Origin of the sequence: Streptomyces sp. NPDC058665 (assembly GCF_042714995.1) — a bacterium.
Classification (GTDB): Bacteria; Actinomycetota; Actinomycetes; order Streptomycetales; family Streptomycetaceae; genus Streptomyces.
The window spans coordinates 98,607-114,787 of sequence record NZ_JBHXRX010000004.1 but is presented as its reverse complement, the minus strand read 5'-3'; the positions used below and the strand labels follow the sequence as shown (position 1 = coordinate 114,787).

The following is a 16,181-nucleotide window of genomic DNA, read 5'->3' as shown; positions in this document are numbered from 1 at the left end:
CTTAGTGGTGAGGTGCGGCGCCGGCCGGCCGGGGGAAGGCCGTGCCGTCGAAGATCTTCCGTGCGGTGCGTACGACGGCGGTGTGCCTGGCCACCGGGGCGGCGCCGGCGCTGTCGTACTCGACACCGGCCTCGATTTCGAGGAATCCGGTGGGGTGTTCGATACGCAGCCGGTCCCCGTGCGCGGGCAGGCGCGCCACGCCCTGGCCGACGCCTCCGTCGACGCGCAGCCCGGCGGCGACGCTCGCCGCGCCGAGCACACCGATGGAGGTGTGGCAGCGCACCGGGATGAAGGTGCGGGTCATGACCGCGCCGCCGTGCCGCGGGGGCGCGAGCAGGCTGAGTTTGGGCACGGTGACGGCTTCGACATCGCCGAGCCCCATCGCCCTGCCCGCCTTCAGCCGGATCTCCCGGAGCCGTTCGGCGAGATCCGAGTCCTCCTCCAGGTCCCGTGGGGTCTCGTAGCCGGTGACGCCGAGGGAGGCCGCGGCGATCAGTACGGTCGGCATGCCGTTGTCCACACAGGTCACCGGCAGGCCGACGACGGTGTCGCGGGCGTGGCCCGTGGGCAGCAGGGGGCTCCTGCCCACCGGGAACTCGATCATCACGGGTGCGGCCGTACCCGGCACCCCCGAGATCTCGGTGGTGCCGGTGTAGTCGATCCGGCCGCCGGGGGTGGCGAAGCTCGCGACGGCGAGGTCACCGGTGTTGAGCATGCGGATGCGTACGGAGGTGCGGTCATCCCCCGCGGCGACCAGTCCGCGTTCGACGGCGAACGGGCCTACCCCGGCCAGGATGTTGCCGCAGTTCTGCCGGCCGGTGACCTCGGGCCGGTCGACGGCGACCTGGAGGAACAGATAGTCGACGTCCGCCTCGGGATCGTCCGACCTGGAGACCACGGCGACCTTGCTGGTCAGCGGGTGCGCCCCGCCCAGGCCGTCGATCTGGCGCGGATCGGGGCTGCCCACGATCCGCAGCAGCAGCTCGTCGCGCGCGGCGGTGTCGGCGGGCAGGTCATCGGCCAGGAAGTAGGCGCCCTTGGAGGTGCCGCCGCGCATCAGCATGCAGCGTGCCCCTCCGGGGCCGGTCATGACCCCGCTCCGTCCGTCTCGTACTCCTCGTGGGACTTGTACGTCACGCCCAGCCGTGCCAGCGTCTCGCGCAACCCGTAGCGGTCCAGGCCGAGTTGGCCCCCGATGAAGGCGGCGCGCGCGGCGGCCTCCTTGTTCTCGCGGGCCTCAGACGCCCCGGCCGCCCGGCCTGCGCGCTCGCGGGGCACGACCACCACGCCGTCGTCGTCGGCGAGGATCACGTCGCCGGGGCGGATCATCTGGCCGCCGATCACGACCGGCACGTTGACCGAGCCACCGGTCGCCTTCACGGTGCCCTGCGCGGACACGGCGGCGGACCACACGGGGAAACCCACCTCGCGGAGTTCGGCGGTGTCGCGGACGCCCGCGTCGATGACCAGGCCGCGTACGCCGCGCCGTTGGAGCGCGGTGGCGAACAACTCGCCCACCATGCCGTCGGTGGAGGGCGAGGTGGTCGTGACGACCAGGATGTCGCCCTCGCCGCACTGCTCGACGGCGGCGTGGATCATGAGGTTGTCGCCGGGCCAGGAGAGCACCGTGACCGCGGTGCCCGCGACCCTGACGCCCCGCTGGATCGGACGCAGACGCGTGCCGAGCAGACCGGTGCGGCCCATCGCCTCGTGCACGGTGGCGACCCCGTAACCGGCGAGCGCGTCGACGTCCTTCGCCGCCGCCTTCGGGGGGTTGGTGACGATGACTCCGCTCATGCCAGCTCCTTCGCGATCTGGGGGAACGGCCGCATGTAGGCCTCGGCCATGGTGTTGTGCGCCAGGCCCAGGTTCGGTCCGGCGTTGCGCCTGAGCTGGACACCGCGGCGGACGGCGAGATCGGTGTAGTACGCCCACAGGTGCCGCTGGGCGCCGAGACACTCCATGGCCTCGCGCTTCGTGTCCCACACCTCGGTGATGTCGAGCAGGACCTCGGGTCTGAAGCCGCTCATCTCCGGCTGGTGCGGCTCGAAGAAGAAGACCGGCGGGGCGCCGATGATCTCGCCGGGGCCCGGGTAGCCGATGGCCTGGGCGAGGATCCTGGCCCCCAGCGCCATCCGGTTGGCGGCCGGGTGGTCGCCGTTGTAGGGGTCGTCGGCCGGGTGGGTGAGCACGACGTCGGGCTGGGTCTCGCGGTAGACCTCGACCAGCTTGTCGGTCAGCTCGGCGGTGGCGGTGAGCGGGTAGTCGCCGGCGTCGAAGAAGCGGACGCCGGCACCGAGGGTGGCGGCGGCGCGCTCGGCCTCGTCCTGCCGTATCGCCTTGATCTCCGCCAGTTTCCTGCCCTCGCGCCAGGCCTTGGCGGACTCACCGCGCTCGCCGAAGGTCAGACAGGCGATGGTGACCTTCTCTCCGCGGGCGGCGCTCAGGGCGATGGCTCCGCCCGCCCGCCACACGAAGTCCCCGGCGTGCGCGGTGACGACCAGCGTGGACCGTTGTGGGGCGGGCGCGTTGCCGTACGTCATCGGTCAGCTCTCCTTCGGGCCGGTGTGCGCCCGTCTCGGCCCCGTCAGTCGCGCAAGGCGTCGATCACACTGCCGAGGTGGGCGCGGACGGCCTCTTCGGCCGCCTGCGGGTTTCTGGCCCTGATCGCGGCGATCACTGCCAGATGCTCGTTCAAGGACTGCTGGGGACGTCCCGGTCTCAGCGCGAGCTGGAAACCGTGGCGCACCAGCTGTGCGTTGAGGCGCTCAAGGAGCTCCACGGCCGTCCGCTGCCCGGAGAACTCCCGGATCCTGGCGTGCAGTTGATGGTTGAGGTCGGAGTAGGTCAGCGGTTCGCCGTCGGCGACGGCCTTGGTCATCGCCGCGCCCAGGTCCGCCAGTTGGGTCAGCTGTTCGTCGCTCGCGCGGACGGCGGTCTTGGCGGCGCACAGTCCTTCGAGGGCCATGCGGCACTCGGTGATGGCGACCGCCTCCTCGACGGTCACCACCCGGACCCGCGAACCGCGGTTGCGGATCCGCTCGACCAGTCCCTCCGACTCCAGCTCGATCAGCGCCGCCCGGACGCTGGCCCGTGTCACACCGAGCCGCTCGGCGAGCTCGTTCTCCACCAGCCGCTGGGCCGGTGCCATCTCGCCCCGCAGGATGGCCTGCCGCAGCTCCACGAGAGCGTGCTGCCTGGCCTGCTTCCCGGTGCCTGGACGGACTTCTGTCGGCATGGCGCCCTTCCTGAGTGGCTGCCGGTCGAACGTAGAGCGAGCCGGACAATATTGTCAACAATTTCGTCCGACTATTGTCTGACGGCGGAGCCCGCCGCCCAGGGGTGAGCCGGTCCGGCGCCGCTTGCGTCCGCTGGGGTACGGCCCGGCCGAGGCCTACTACCGGTGGGGTACGCATGGTGTCAGCCGTGGGCCGACGCCCCGGACCGGCCCGCCACCGCAGGATCAAGGGCATGACTTCGCCCACCACTTCCGGCCGCGCCAGTGCTGCCTTTGCCGGCACGCTCGTGGGAACCGCCGCCGGAATCCTGCTGGTTGCCGCCGCCGGAACGTTCTCCATGACGGTCGGCGGCATCTTCGCCGCCCTGGCGATCGGCGTACCCGCGGTGAGCGGTGCCGTGGTGGGCGCGGCTCTCACACCAGGTCACACTCGCTGGAATTCGAGGTAGATAGCGTGTCTTCCCCTCGCGGCTCCGCCGCGCCTTTCGCCCCGCCCCCGCCCGACCAGCCGGACCAGGCGCGCGTCGGCCGGTTCGGCGCCCTGGCCGGCTGGGCGCAGCGCCATCGCTGGGCCGCCATCGTGCTCTGGGTGGCCGTTCTGGCCGCCATCACGCTCGGCTCCATGGCCGCAGGCTCCGCCTACAAGAACGACTTCACCCTGCCGGGCACCGACTCGCAGGCGGCGACCGACCTGTTCAAGAAGCACGGCTCGGACCAGGCCGGTGACAGCGTCGAGATCGTCTTCAAGGACCCGCAGGGCATCGCCGGCCGTGAGGACACCGTCGCTCCGATGCTGGCCCAGGTGAAGGGGATGGCAGGCGTCGCCGATGTCCGCAGCCCGTTCACCGACGCCTCGGCGGTGTCGAAGGACGGCACCATCGCCTACGCGTCCGTGACGCTGGACGGCAAGACGGAGGACGTCCCCAGGGAGGACGTCGCGAAGATCATTCACACCGCCCAGGACATCGAGACCGAAGGGCTCCAGGTCGAAGTCGGCGGCGAGGCCGCGCGCAACGCGGAGGACAAGGAGGCGCCGACCGCCGAGCTCGCCGGGATCGTGGCCGCCCTGGTCATCCTCGTCCTGCTCTTCGGCTCCCTGCTCGCGGCGTCCCTGCCGCTGATCACCGCGCTCTTCGCGGTCGGCGGCGCGATCGGCCTGATCGCCCTGGCCTCTCACCTGTTCACCGTCGCCGACTTCACCCCGCCCATCCTGATGCTCGTGGGGCTCGGCGTCGGTGTCGACTACGCGCTGCTGATCTTCTACCGCTACCGCCAGGAACTCCTGGCCGGTGTCCAGCCCGCCGAGGCGGCCCGTAAAGCACTCGACTCCGCCGGCCGCACCGTCTTCTTCGCCGGCTGCACCGTCATCGTCGCCCTGCTGGGCCTGGTCGCCCTCGGCCTCGGCTCCCTCCAGGGCATCGCCCTCGCGGTGGCCGTCACCGTCCTGGTCACCATGGCCGCCTCTCTGGTGCTTCTGCCCGCGCTGCTGGGACTCTTCGGCGGACACATCCAGCGCCACGTCCTCAAGCAGGCCACCAAGGCCACCGCCAAGGGGAAGACCGAGGGCAGCCGCTGGCGCGCCATGGCGCTGGCCGTGCAGCGCCGCCCGATCCCGACCCTCCTGGTCGGCGTCATCGCCCTGCTCGCCCTGTCCGCACCCGCGCTGAGCATGCGCCTGGGCTTCGCCGACTCCGGCAACGACCCCGAGGCCACCACCTCCCGGCAGGCGTACGACCTGCTGGCCGAAGGCTTCGGTCCCGGCTTCAACGGCCCCCTCATCGTCCTGGTCAAGGGCGACGAAGGAGCCGGCCGCAGTGTCCAGGGCGAACTGGCCAAGACGGACGGTGTCGCCGCGGCCAGCCCCGCCCTGCCCTCCGAGGACGGCGCCCTGTCCACCGTCTTCGTCTACCCGACGACCTCGCCCCAGGACGAGGGGACCGTGGACCTTGTCCACCATCTGCGCGACGACGTCGCACCTGTCCTGGAGAACGAAACCGGGGCGGAGGTCCTGGTCGGCGGTGCCACCGCCGCGTCCCAGGACGTCTCCGAAACACTCGCCGGCCGGCTGCCGCTGTTCGTCGCCGTCGTCGTCGGCGTCTCCTCGCTGCTGCTCCTGCTGGTCTTCCGCTCCATCTGGATCCCGGTCAAGGCGGCCATCCTCAACCTGCTGTCCATCTCCGCCGCACTGGGTGTGATCACCCTCGTCTTCCAGCACGGCTGGCTCGGAGCACAGCCAGGACCCATCGAAGCCTTCATCCCCGCACTGATCTTCGCGATCGTGTTCGGACTCTCCATGGACTACGAGGTCTTCCTGATCTCACGCATCCACGAGGAATGGACCCGCACCAAGGACCACTCACTCGCGGTGCGTGAAGGACTCGCCTCCACCGGCAAGGTCATCACCGCGGCGGGAGCCATCATGATCGTCGTCTTCGCCGCGTTCGTCATGAGTTCCGACCGCATGCTCCAGCAGTTCGGACTCGGCCTCGCGGTGGCGATCCTCCTGGACGCGCTGGTCATCCGGTGCCTCATCGTCCCCGCCGTCATGCAGATGCTCGGCAAACGGGCGTGGTGGCTACCGGCGGCGCTGGCCCGGAAACTGCCCAAGGTGTCGATCGAACGCCCCACGGACGCCTGACCGGCCGTAACAGCCCGCGGATGTGCTCAGCTCCGGATACCCGGCTGAGCACATCCGCGCAACTCACGGGCGTACCACGGGAACATCACCCGTCACGCCTCCGTGTGACCGGCCCACCAGCCCAGCACATGGCCGATGTGCCTGACCATCAGCCGCTCGCACTCCTCGGCCGCCCCCGCCTCCAACAGGTCGAGCAGGTCCAGGTGTTCACGGGCGGACGCCTGGAGTTCCTCCGTCGCCACCAGATCCGCCAGGCCTGTCAGCCGCGTCTGGGCGCGCAGGTCGGCGACGATGTCGTGCAGCCTCGGGTTGCCGGCCAGCTTCAGCACGGTGAGGTGGAATGTTGTGTCGGCCTGTAGGTAGTGGGCCAGGTCGGCGTCGCGGGCGCCCCGTACGATCTCCTCGGCCAGGCCGCGCAGGTGTGCCAGGTCCGCCTCGTGGAGCTTGCCCGCGAGCCGTCCGACCGCGGGGGCTTCCAGCAGCTGGCGTACGTCGACGATCGCGCGCAGTTCGTCCTCGCTCACCGCGGTGACGCGAAAGCCCTTGTTGCGGACGATGTCGACCATGCCGCGCTTGGCGAGGTTGAGCATCGCCTCGCGGACAGGTGTGGCCGAGACACCGAAGCGAGCGGCCAGGGTCGGGGCCGAGAACACCTCACCGGCGGGCATCTGGCCGGAGACGATGGCCGCGGCGATCGCCTCCTCGACCCGCTCACGCAGGCTGCTCCCGGGTGTGAGCGGCCCCAGAGGAGGGCTGTCCGCAGTCGCCATGAATATCCCCATCACCAATCAACAGCCAATCTCTCTCAGTGCAATGGCACAGCTTACCGAGCGTCTTCCCGCCGCCGGATGTGCCCGCTCAGGATCCGGCGTGGGTGGCGACCACCGTGTCGAGAGCGGCGGCCGGCACACCCCGGCCGTCGGAACGTGGCCAGTGCACGGTGAGTTCGTCGAATCCCGCCGCCGCCACGTCCTGGGCGAACTGCCGGTAGGTGTCCGCGTCCCTGAACGGCCGCGTCTCGTCGAGCGCCACCTGTGCGATGCGGCGGATCCGCTTGCCCGGCGCCACCTCGGCGACGGCGGTGTCCAGGCTCCTGCTCTGCTCCGCGATCGCCGCCAGCCATTCCGTTGGCGCCGGCGACTGGCGATACGGCCCGTACGTCACCCAGGCCGAGCCCAGAAGTGCCGCCACCCGCATGCTCCGAGGGCCCGCCGCGGCGACGGTCAGGGGCACCCGGGGCCGTTGCACACAGCCCGGGATCATGCGCGCGTCCTCGGCGCTGTAGTAGACGCCGCGGTGGTCGGTGCGGTCCTGCTCCAGCAGTGTGGCGAGCAGCGTCGCCCACTCCTCGAAACGGTTGCCGCGCTCCTTGCGGGTCATCGGCGCCTGGCCGAGCACGCGCGCGTCGGCGTCCTCCGCGCCCGCTCCCACCCCCAACTCCAGCCGCCCCGCGGAGACATGGTCGAGGGTCATGACCTCCTTCGCGAACGGCACCGGATGCCGGAAGTTGGGCGTCGCCACCTGTGCGCCGAGACGCACGGTGGACGTCGCCCCGGCCGCCGCGGCGAGCAGCGGCACCGTCGCGAGCCAGGGCCCGTCGGCCAGGTCGCGCCACGAGAGGTGGTCGTACGTCCAGACCGTACGCACCCCGGCCTGCTCGGCTTCACGGACCCCGGCCAGGAATGCCGCCGGGGTCTGGTCGGGCAGGACCAGACACGACAGAACGGGAACAGTCGTCATTTCACTACTCCACCCTGCACCACGGTGCGGTTCCTTCTTCCGTCCCAGAGCAGCGTCTCGTCATCGGTGAGCGGGCCGTCCAGCAGAAGCAGATCGGCGGTCGCGCCCACCTCGACGCGGCCCAGGTCGGGCCGGCCGACGAGTTCCGCGTTCACTCGGGTCGCCGAGCGCAGGGCCGCCTGCCAGCCGATCGCCTCGGCCTGGAGTCTCAGCCCGCACAACTGGTCGTCTTCCAGATCGGCCATCAGGTCGGTCCCGAACCCGACGCGTACCCCGGCCTGTTGGGCAAGCCGCACCGACCTGAGGCCGTGGTCCAGCACTTCGGCGTTCTTGGCGCGCTGCACCGGGCTCAGGGCCACCTCCTGCCAGCGCCTGTCCATCGCGTCGTAGGCCGCGAGGGTCGGTACGAGGAACGCCTGTGCCTCGGCCATCGCGACGGCCGTGTCCTCGTCCAGCAGGTTGCCGTGCTCGATGGAGCGCACTCCGTTGGTGATCGAGTGCCGGATCGCCTCGGGTGAGTAGGCGTGTGCGGCGACGTAACTGCCGCGGCGCCGGGCCTCCTCGGTGACCGCCCGGATCTCCTCGGCCGAGTACTGCGGCACCCTGATCGGGTCGGTGGGCGACACCACACCGCCGGAGGTCATGATCTTCAGGGCGTGCGCGCCGCGGCGGAACCGGTCGCGCGCCGCCACCCGCAGGTCGTCCACTCCGTCGACGACCTGGTTCATGGGCCCCGAGTGGAAGCAGACGTCGGTGTCGGCGGCACGCGGGTCGCCGTGACCGCCCGTCTGGCTCATGGCCGGGCCGGTCCACAGGTATCGCGGGGACTCGATCAGTCCGGCGGCGATCGCCTCGTCAAGGCCCGCGTCGCCCCCCGCGACGTCACGGACCGTGGTGAACCCGCGGCGCAGCGCCCGGCTCAGCCGCCGGGCGCCTGCCAGCGCGACGTAGCTGAGCGGCGCGTTCTCCAGCCGCCACGCGTCGAGGCTGGTCGCGTACGCGTGGAAGTGCGCGTCGATCAGGCCCGGCAGGAGCGAAGCCCCCGCGGCGGCGAGTGTCCGCGAAGCGGTACGGCCCTTGCCCGCGCCGGGTCCGACGGCCACGATCCGCCCGTCGTGGACGACCACGTCGGCTTCGGCGGGCTCGCCCTCGTGCAGCAGCGCGTCGGTGATGACGAGGTCGGCGGTGGTCATGCCGGCGGTGGTCATGAGGCCGCCCTGAGCTGTGCCGTGGCCGACTCGTCGACGGCCCACGGCTGTTGGGTGATGACGACGCCGTAGGCGGACCGGGCCGCCTCGACCGACACGAAACCGTCGATGACGTCCTCCAGGACCCTGGCCGGCTCGCGTTCGAACGCGGGACCGTAACCGCCCCCGCCGCCGGTGATGTTGGCGAGTACGTCCCCCGCCGCGAGCGAGTTGTAGCTGCCGCGGGTGACGACCTCGCGGTCGGTGCCCGGGTTGAGCACGATCCGGGCGGGGACCGCGGGCTCGCCGCCGGCGATCGGCCACGGAGCCGACTTGGTGCGGTAGACCAGCGCGATGCCGGTGGACGGCGCGGTGAACCGGTAGACGCGCTGGACGCCGACGCCGCCGCGATGTCTGCCCGGACCCGAGGTGTCGGGCACATAGCCGTAGCGTTCGATGAACATGGGCGACTTCTGTTCCAGTACCTCGACCGGGTTGTTGCGGCATCCCGGCTCGGACATGTGCATGATGCCGTCTTCGCCGTCGCCACCGGTGTGTCCGCCGAACCCGACGGCCTCGTTGGTCGCTTCGAGCCAGGGCTGACCCGTCCGCGGGTTCGTACCGAGTCCCATCATGGACGAGACGTCGCCGCCGGAGCAGGCGGGAATGCGTTCCGGCATGCCCTGTGCCAGCGCCTTGAGGACGACTTCGCCGGCGAGCAGCCCGGTCCACAGAGTGAACGTGGGCATCGGCGGAACGGCGTGCATGACGCTGCCGGGGTCGGTGACGACCCGCAGCGGGGCGAAGTTGCCGGCCACCACCGGGGTGTCCGGTGTGGTCAGTGCCTTGAACACAAGACTGGAGAGCGCGATCGTCTGACCCACCGGCAGGTTGATGGGGCCGCGTACGTCGCGTTCGCTGCCGGTCCAGTCGATGACGAACTCGTCCTCGGTGACGGTGACCGTGGCCTTGAGGAGGATCTCGCGATCGGTGTCGATGCCGTCGGAGTCGACGATGTCGGTGGCGCTCCAGGTGCCGCGCGGCAGTTGGGCCAGCGCGAGCCGGGCCAGTCGCTCGCCGTGGTCGTTGATCGACCCCATGGCGGCGACGAGTACGTCGGTGCCGTGCTGGGCGGCCAGTTCCTGGGTGCGCCGTACTCCGGTCACGCAGGCCGAGACCTGGGCCTGCAGGTCGCCGATGGTCCTCTCCGGCATCCGCGAGTTGAAGCGGACGATGTCGAAGATCTCCTGGTTGGGCACGCCCGCGCGGTAGAGGCGCGAGCCCGGGAAGAACATGCCTTCCTCGTACATGTCGGTCGAGTCGAGCACATACCCGGGGTTCTTCTGCTTCAGGTCGAGCACATGGATGCGGCACGAGGCGAAGCCGATGAGCCGCTCGTCGACGTGGACCGGTGCGAAGACGAGGGTGTCCAGTGTGTGCGCCGACGACCAGTAGGGGTAGTTCAGCAGGAACACATCACCGGGCGCCATGTTCTCGGCGCCGATGTGCTCGACCGCCCGGCGGATCCCGTAGTCGTTGCCCCGCGTGAAGATCGCGATGCCGGGTGCGTCGGCGACCACGTCGCCGTTCACGTCGTGCACGCCGATCCCGTAGTCGTGGATCTCGTACACCACGGTGTTGTACGCCGTCCGGCACAGGTTGCGGGCCATCTCCTCGGCGGTGGCGAGCAGCGCGTGCCGGATGACCTCAAGGGTGATCGCGTCGGTCACTGGTCCTTCTCCTCGGCCTTGACGCTGATGACGAGTTCGCCGTGCCGCGCCACGCGCAGCCGGTCGCCTGTGTGCAACACGGTGGTGGCGGTGTGCTCGGCGACCACGGCGGGCCCCTCGATCACGTCGCCGACCAGCAGTGACTCCCGGCTGACCAGGCGGTAGGGCACACCCGTGTCGGAGTGGGCGAAGACCTGGCGCCGGCCCAGCACCGGGGGCTCCCCGGCGGTGCGCTCGGGGTGCAGGGGCCAGGCGGGCTTGTCGACGAGGCCGACCGCCCGCAGCCGCAGTGTCACGATCTCGACCGGGTCATCCATGACATGGCCGTAGAGCCGCTCGTGGAGGTCGCGGAAGCTTTCCGCGAGGCTGTCGGCCACGTTCTCGGCCGGGTGGGGCACCGTCGCCGCGTGTTCCTGGCCGGCGTAGCGCAGGTCGACCGAGCGGTGCAGGACGCGGCTCTCGGGGCCGAAGCCCTCCTGGCCCAGGGCCGTGTTCGCCTCGGCCTCCATCGCGGCGAACGCCTCTTCGAAGTACGAGTCCGGCGTGGAGGCCAGAGGGAGCACATCGGTGCGCGCGAAGTCGTGCTGCACGTCGGCCATCAGCATGCCCAGTGCCGAGAACGCGCCCTGTCCCGGCGGCACGATGACGGTCGGGATACCGAGTTCACGGGCCACGTCCACGGCGACCAGTCCGCCGCCGCCACCGAACGAGAGCAGCGCGAAGTCCTTGGGATCGCGGCCGAGTTCGACGGTGATCGCCCGGACCGCGCCGACGATCTTGGTGGTCGAGATGCGTATGACGCCGCGTGCCACCGTACGCAGGCTCATGCCGAGCTGATCGGCGATCGGCCGCAACGACTTGGCCGCGAGATCCTGGTCGAGCACCAGCGAGCCACCGAGCGGTACGTCACTGCCCATGTAGCCGAGTACCAGGGCGGCGTCGGTGAAGGTGGGCCGGGTGCCGCCCCGCCCGTACGCCGCCGGTCCCGGCGATGCCCCGGCACTCTGCGGACCGACCTGGAGCGCACCGGCCGCGTCCAGCCAGGCGATCGAGCCTCCGCCCGCGCCGATGGTGTGGATGTTCAGGGACGTGGTGTTGATGGGCAGCCCCTCGAACTCGGCGCCCTGGTGCAGCACCGGCTCGCCGTCGAGAACCAGCGAGGCGTCCAGGCTGGTGCCGCCCATGTCGATGGTGATCAGGTTGGGGATGGCGATCACCTTCGCCAGTGAGGCGGCGCCCACGACACCGCCGGCCGGACCGGAAAGGATCAGGTTGACCGGCTGCCGGGTCGCCGCTGCCGCTGTCATCGCTCCCCCGCCGGAGCGCGACATCAGGAACCGGCCGGTGAAGCCGCCCTCGTCCAGCCGCTTCGTCAGGGCTTCGAGGTAGGTCCGCATGATCGGTTTGATGTACGCGTCCAGGACCGCTGTCGAGGTGCGCTCGTACTCCCGGTACTCGCCGGACAGTTCATGCGACAGAGTCACTTCGACGCCGGGCGCGACCTCGTGCAGGACCTCACGCATGGCGAGTTCGTGCGCCGGGTTCGCGTACGCGTGCAGGAAGGCGACCGCGACCGCCTGGTACCCGCCGGCGGCGATCTCGGCGGCGACGAGACGTGCGCCTGCCTCGTCGAACGGCGTCGCGACACTGCCGTCGAACAGCGAACGCTCGACCACTTCGAAGGTGTCCCGCCGCTTCAGCAGGGCTTCGGGCTTGCGGTAGGTGAGCGCGTACATCGGCCGCCGGTCGGTGCGCCCGAGCAGATAGACGTCACGGAAACCAGCGGTGGCCACCACCGCCACCTTGGCGCCGGTCCGGGTCAGGAGCGAGTTGAGGCCGAGCGTGGAGCCATGGTTGAAGGTCGTCACCTCGCTCAGCGCCGCCTCGGCGGCGGCGAAGGCCGCGAGCACCCCCTCGGTGGGCTCGGCGGGGGTGGTGGTCACCTTCTCGAACCGCAGTTCCCCGGTCTGCGGGACGAGTTTCACCACATCGGTGAAGGTGCCGCCGACATCGACGGCGACGCGTACTTCAGCCATGTTCAACCTTTCAGCGTTCAGGGAAGTGGTCAGCGCCGGCGGCGGTCGGCGGCTGCCAGCGCCACAGCGGCCAGGATGATGACGCCTGTGACCAGGTCTTTCATCTGCGGATTGACGTTGAGGATGTCGAAGCCGTTGCCGATCAGGGCGATCAGGAAGACACCCACCAGCGAGCGCCAGACCGCGCCGATCCCTCCGTAGATGCTGCTGCCGCCGAGGATGACCGCGGCGATGGCCTGTAGTTCGAGCCCGGTGCCCGCCTGTGGCTGACCGGACGCGAGGCGGGAGACGCCGATCGCGCCGGCGATGCCGACGGCCAGACCGCTGAGCGCGAACACGATGACCTTGACGCGGTCCACGCGTACGCCGGAGAGATGAGCCGCCTCCGGGTTGCCGCCGACGGCGAACACATGCCGGCCGAAGACGGTGCCGTTGAGAAGCAGAGACGCGACGGCGAAGACGGCGATGAGGATGAGGACAGAGAAGAAGATCCCGGCGACCTTGCCGCGCCCGAGTTCGGAGAAGCCGCTCGTGGTCACGGTGATCAGCGAACCGCCGGTGACCAGCACGGCGACGGCCTTGTAGACCAGGCTGGAGGCGAGTGTGGCGAGGAACGAATGCACGTTCAGACGGGTCACGGCCAGCCCGTTGAGGGCGCCCATCACCAGGCCGAGTGCCGGTGCGGCCAGCAGGGCGAGCCATACGCTGCCGGTGGACGTGGCGATCGACGCGGCGACCACGCTGACGACCGAGTACATCGCCGCCGTGGAGAGGTCGAACGCCCCCGAGACGATGACGAACGTACCGGCCACGGCGATGATCGCGAGCGGTGCGTTCTGGTTGAGGATATTCATGATGTTGGTGAAGGACAGGAACGACGACGAGATGATCGACAGCGTCACGAAGACCGCGACCAGCAGAATCAGTGCCGCGTAGTCCCGGGCGAAGGCGATGACTCGGGGGCCGATCGGGGTGCCGCCGTGGACGGCGGCACCCGCGCCGGTCTCGCGCGAGGTTTCGGTGGCGGTCATTGGACGGACTCCTTTGCCTTTCCTGCTTCGCCTGTTCCGGCCGGGTCCGCGACGTCGAACAGCCGCCGGAGAACGTCTTCGACGGCCAGGCCGCGCGGGTCCACCTCGTCAAGTACCTCGCCGCGGCTGACCAGATGGGCCCGGTGGGCGAGGCCGAGTACTTCCTCGTGTTCCGAGGAGATCAGCAGCACCCCGATGCCGCGGACCGCCAGATCGGCGATGAGTTCGTAGATGGCGAGCTTGGCGCCGACGTCGACGCCGCGGGTCGGCTCGTCGAGAATCACCAGCTTCGGGTCGCCGACCAGCCACTTGGCGATCAGAGCCTTCTGCTGGTTGCCGCCGGAGAAGCTCTGCACCGGCAACTCGGGCCTGGCCGGGCGCAGTTCCAGGCGGCGGACCAGCTCGTCCACCTGTTTGCCGACCGCCCTTCGGTCGATCACACCGAGCCGGGAGAACCGGCTCAGAGAGGGGAGCGTCATGTTCTCCGTGACGCTGCGCTGGAGTACGAGACCCTGCCCGTGCCGGTCCTCGGGGACCAGCACCAGGCCCGCGTCACGGCTCTGCCGGGGCGTCGTCCGGCCGAGCGCGCGGCCGGCCAGCGTGACGCTTCCGGCGGTGACCCGGTCGGCGCCGATCAGGGCGCGGGCGATTTCCGTGCGTCCGGAGCCGACCAGCCCCAGCAGACCGACGATCTCGCCGGGCCGTACCTCGAACGAGGCCCGCTTCACACCCCGTTCGCTGGCCAGCGCCTCCACCTTGAGGAGCGGTGCCACCTCCGGGCGGGGCGCGGGCGGCAGCGGCGGGAACGAGACGGCGAGCTCCCGGCCGAGCATCGCCTCCACCAGGGACGACTTGGTCTGGTCCGCCGCCGGCGCCGTACGGATCTTCCGACCGTCGCGCAACACCGTGACGGTGTCGCTGACTTCGAGCACGGCGTCGAGGAAGTGCGACACATAGACGACCGCCCGTCCCTGCGCGGTGAGCTGGCGGATCACCTCGTGCAGCCGCCGGGTCTCGTGTGCGGTGAGCGACGAGGTCGGCTCGTCCATCACGATCACCTTGGCCTGCCGGGCGAGCGCGCGCAGGATCTCGACCTTCTGCTGGTCGGCGATACGCAGATCGCCGACCCGTGCGTCGGGGTCGAGGCCGAACCCCGTGATCTCGTCGAGCTCGGCGAACCGGCGGCCCTGGTCATGTCGCAGAAGGCCGAATCGGCTCTGCTCGACACCGAGGAACACATTCTGGGACACCGTCAGATCACGTACGAGCGAGAGCTCCTGAGCGATCATCACGAGCCCGCGCCGCTGCGCCCGTACCGTGTCCCACCGCCCGACCGGCTGACCGTCGACCCGGACATGCCCGGAATCGGGCGTGTAGACACCGGACACGATCTTGCCGAGGGTGGACTTCCCTGCCCCGTTCTCCCCGACCAGGGCGTGCACGCTGCCCGCGTGCACCGCCAGGTCGATGGCGTCCAGGGCCACTGTTCCGCCGAACCGCTTGGTGATGCCGGTGAGCTCGACGACCGGCTGGGCGGTGACCATCGGCGTCAGCCGTTCCACTCGCCGGTGAAATCCGGGGTCTTGGTCAGCGTCTCCTTGGTCGCGTACGGCTCGGTCCCGCCGATGTCGTCCGCGTTGACGACGGCCTTCGCCGTGCCTCCGTCCATCGCCTTCACCAGCTCCTCCATCGCCGCCTTGCCCATGCTCGCGGGGAAGTTGATGTACGCGCCCTTCCATGTGCCCGCGCGGACGGCGGCCACGGCGTCCTTGGTGCCGCCGGCGCCGGTCAGATAAATGCTGCTCGGCTTGATGCCCGCGTTCTGGAGGGCGATCTGGGCTCCCGCGGCCTCCTGGTCGGCGTTCGACAGGATGACGTTGATGTCCTTGTGGGCCTGGAGCACGTTGCTGATCGCCTTGAGCGAGGTGTCCCTGTCGTACTGGCCCTCGACCGTGCTGACCACCTTGATGTTGGGGTGGGCGCCGAGCACCTTGTTGTAGGCGTCACGGCGGGCCACGTCGAGCGGCGTCGACAGGTTGCCGACGAGCAGTACGACATTGCAGGGATTGATCTCGGCGCAGTAGGTGACCACACCGTCGGCCTGCTTCTCCGCGGCCATGGAGGGGGGCACACCGACGGTGGTGACCACGCCGTCGACCTGCGGTTCCATCTTGTTGATGTCCGGTCCGACGGGGTTGAGCACCGTCGCGACGGGGATCTTCTTGGACAGCGGGAATGCCGCTGCCAGGCCGACACCGTCGTTCGGCACGACGACGACACCGTCGTAGTTTCCGGTGCTGGTGACGTTCTGGAGCTGCGACAGCTGTGTGTTCGAGTCGAACTGGCCGTCGAGGAGCTTCAGGTCGATCTTCTTGCCGGACGCGGCCGCGGCTTCCTTCACGCCTTTGTAGACGGCCTGGTTGTAGCCGTTCTGGCTGGAAGCCGCGAGCACGGCGACCTTGAGGGTGTCGCCGTCCGAGCCGGCCGAATCGGCGGCTCCGCAGGCGGTGAGCAGGAGGGCGGTGGCAGTCAGGGCCACGGTGCCGGAGATACGCAAACTGTTCATCGGAGAGCCTCCGGT

The 16,181-nt window shown here is 70.1% G+C and carries 14 protein-coding genes; 2 read left to right on the top strand and 12 right to left on the bottom strand.

Going from position 1 to position 16,181, the window contains the following annotated elements:
• Window position 1: 1 nt before the first annotated feature.
• Genes ACFWV8_RS03785 through ACFWV8_RS03770 form a run of 4 tightly spaced genes read right to left on the bottom strand, consistent with a single transcriptional unit; the run spans window position 2 to window position 3,238 of the window.
• Window positions 2–1,090 (bottom strand): 4-oxalomesaconate tautomerase, encoded by a 1,089-nt coding sequence (locus ACFWV8_RS03785; protein ID WP_384197684.1) that lies wholly within the window; start codon window positions 1,088–1,090, stop codon window positions 2–4.
• Window positions 1,087–1,797, bottom strand: a complete 711-nt coding sequence (locus ACFWV8_RS03780) for a 4-carboxy-4-hydroxy-2-oxoadipate aldolase/oxaloacetate decarboxylase (protein ID WP_384197682.1) — start codon at window positions 1,795–1,797, stop codon at window positions 1,087–1,089. Before ACFWV8_RS03780 ends, ACFWV8_RS03785 begins: the two co-directional genes overlap by 4 nt.
• Window positions 1,794–2,543: a PIG-L deacetylase family protein gene (locus ACFWV8_RS03775; RefSeq protein ID WP_384197680.1), complete on the bottom strand. Its 750-nt coding sequence runs from the start codon at window positions 2,541–2,543 to the stop codon at window positions 1,794–1,796. The genes ACFWV8_RS03780 and ACFWV8_RS03775 overlap by 4 nt, the downstream gene beginning before the upstream one ends.
• Before the next feature lie 44 nt (window positions 2,544–2,587).
• Window positions 2,588–3,238: a GntR family transcriptional regulator gene (locus ACFWV8_RS03770; RefSeq protein ID WP_384197678.1), complete on the bottom strand. Its 651-nt coding sequence runs from the start codon at window positions 3,236–3,238 to the stop codon at window positions 2,588–2,590.
• Window positions 3,239–3,471: 233 nt separating this feature from the next.
• Here ACFWV8_RS03770 and ACFWV8_RS03765 point away from each other — a divergent pair, with 233 nt between their 5' ends.
• Together ACFWV8_RS03765 and ACFWV8_RS03760 are read left to right on the top strand one after the other, a co-directional pair.
• A complete protein-coding gene (locus tag ACFWV8_RS03765; RefSeq protein ID WP_384197677.1) occupies window positions 3,472–3,687 on the top strand; it encodes a hypothetical protein in 216 nt (71 codons plus the stop codon).
• 5 nt (window positions 3,688–3,692) lie between these two features.
• Window positions 3,693–5,876, top strand: a complete 2,184-nt coding sequence (locus ACFWV8_RS03760) for an MMPL family transporter (protein WP_384197676.1) — start codon at window positions 3,693–3,695, stop codon at window positions 5,874–5,876.
• A gap of 92 nt (window positions 5,877–5,968) precedes the next feature.
• On the opposite strand, the gene ACFWV8_RS03755 is transcribed toward ACFWV8_RS03760, so the two are convergent.
• From ACFWV8_RS03755 to ACFWV8_RS03720, 8 genes are all read right to left on the bottom strand, one after another.
• Window positions 5,969–6,646 (bottom strand): GntR family transcriptional regulator, encoded by a 678-nt coding sequence (locus tag ACFWV8_RS03755; protein ID WP_329378065.1) that lies wholly within the window; start codon window positions 6,644–6,646, stop codon window positions 5,969–5,971.
• Between the two features lie 88 nt (window positions 6,647–6,734).
• Window positions 6,735–7,616 carry an LLM class flavin-dependent oxidoreductase gene (locus tag ACFWV8_RS03750; RefSeq protein ID WP_384197674.1) on the bottom strand — a complete coding sequence of 294 codons (882 nt, stop codon included), beginning with the start codon at window positions 7,614–7,616 and terminating at the stop codon, window positions 6,735–6,737.
• Window positions 7,613–8,824, bottom strand: a complete 1,212-nt coding sequence (locus ACFWV8_RS03745) for an amidohydrolase family protein (protein ID WP_384197672.1) — start codon at window positions 8,822–8,824, stop codon at window positions 7,613–7,615. Before ACFWV8_RS03745 ends, ACFWV8_RS03750 begins: the two co-directional genes overlap by 4 nt.
• Window positions 8,821–10,533, bottom strand: a complete 1,713-nt coding sequence (locus tag ACFWV8_RS03740) for a hydantoinase B/oxoprolinase family protein (protein WP_384197670.1) — start codon at window positions 10,531–10,533, stop codon at window positions 8,821–8,823. The genes ACFWV8_RS03745 and ACFWV8_RS03740 overlap by 4 nt, the downstream gene beginning before the upstream one ends.
• A complete protein-coding gene (locus ACFWV8_RS03735) occupies window positions 10,530–12,569 on the bottom strand; it encodes a hydantoinase/oxoprolinase family protein (protein WP_384197668.1) in 2,040 nt (679 codons plus the stop codon). Before ACFWV8_RS03735 ends, ACFWV8_RS03740 begins: the two co-directional genes overlap by 4 nt.
• Window positions 12,570–12,598: 29 nt before the next feature.
• Window positions 12,599–13,600, bottom strand: a complete 1,002-nt coding sequence (locus ACFWV8_RS03730; RefSeq protein ID WP_384197666.1) for an ABC transporter permease — start codon at window positions 13,598–13,600, stop codon at window positions 12,599–12,601.
• Complete coding sequence (locus tag ACFWV8_RS03725; RefSeq protein ID WP_384197664.1) at window positions 13,597–15,162, bottom strand: sugar ABC transporter ATP-binding protein; 1,566 nt, start codon at window positions 15,160–15,162, stop codon at window positions 13,597–13,599. Before ACFWV8_RS03725 ends, ACFWV8_RS03730 begins: the two co-directional genes overlap by 4 nt.
• Window positions 15,150–16,166 (bottom strand): sugar ABC transporter substrate-binding protein, encoded by a 1,017-nt coding sequence (locus ACFWV8_RS03720; protein WP_384197662.1) that lies wholly within the window; start codon window positions 16,164–16,166, stop codon window positions 15,150–15,152. Before ACFWV8_RS03720 ends, ACFWV8_RS03725 begins: the two co-directional genes overlap by 13 nt.
• Window positions 16,167–16,181 lie beyond the last annotated feature (15 nt).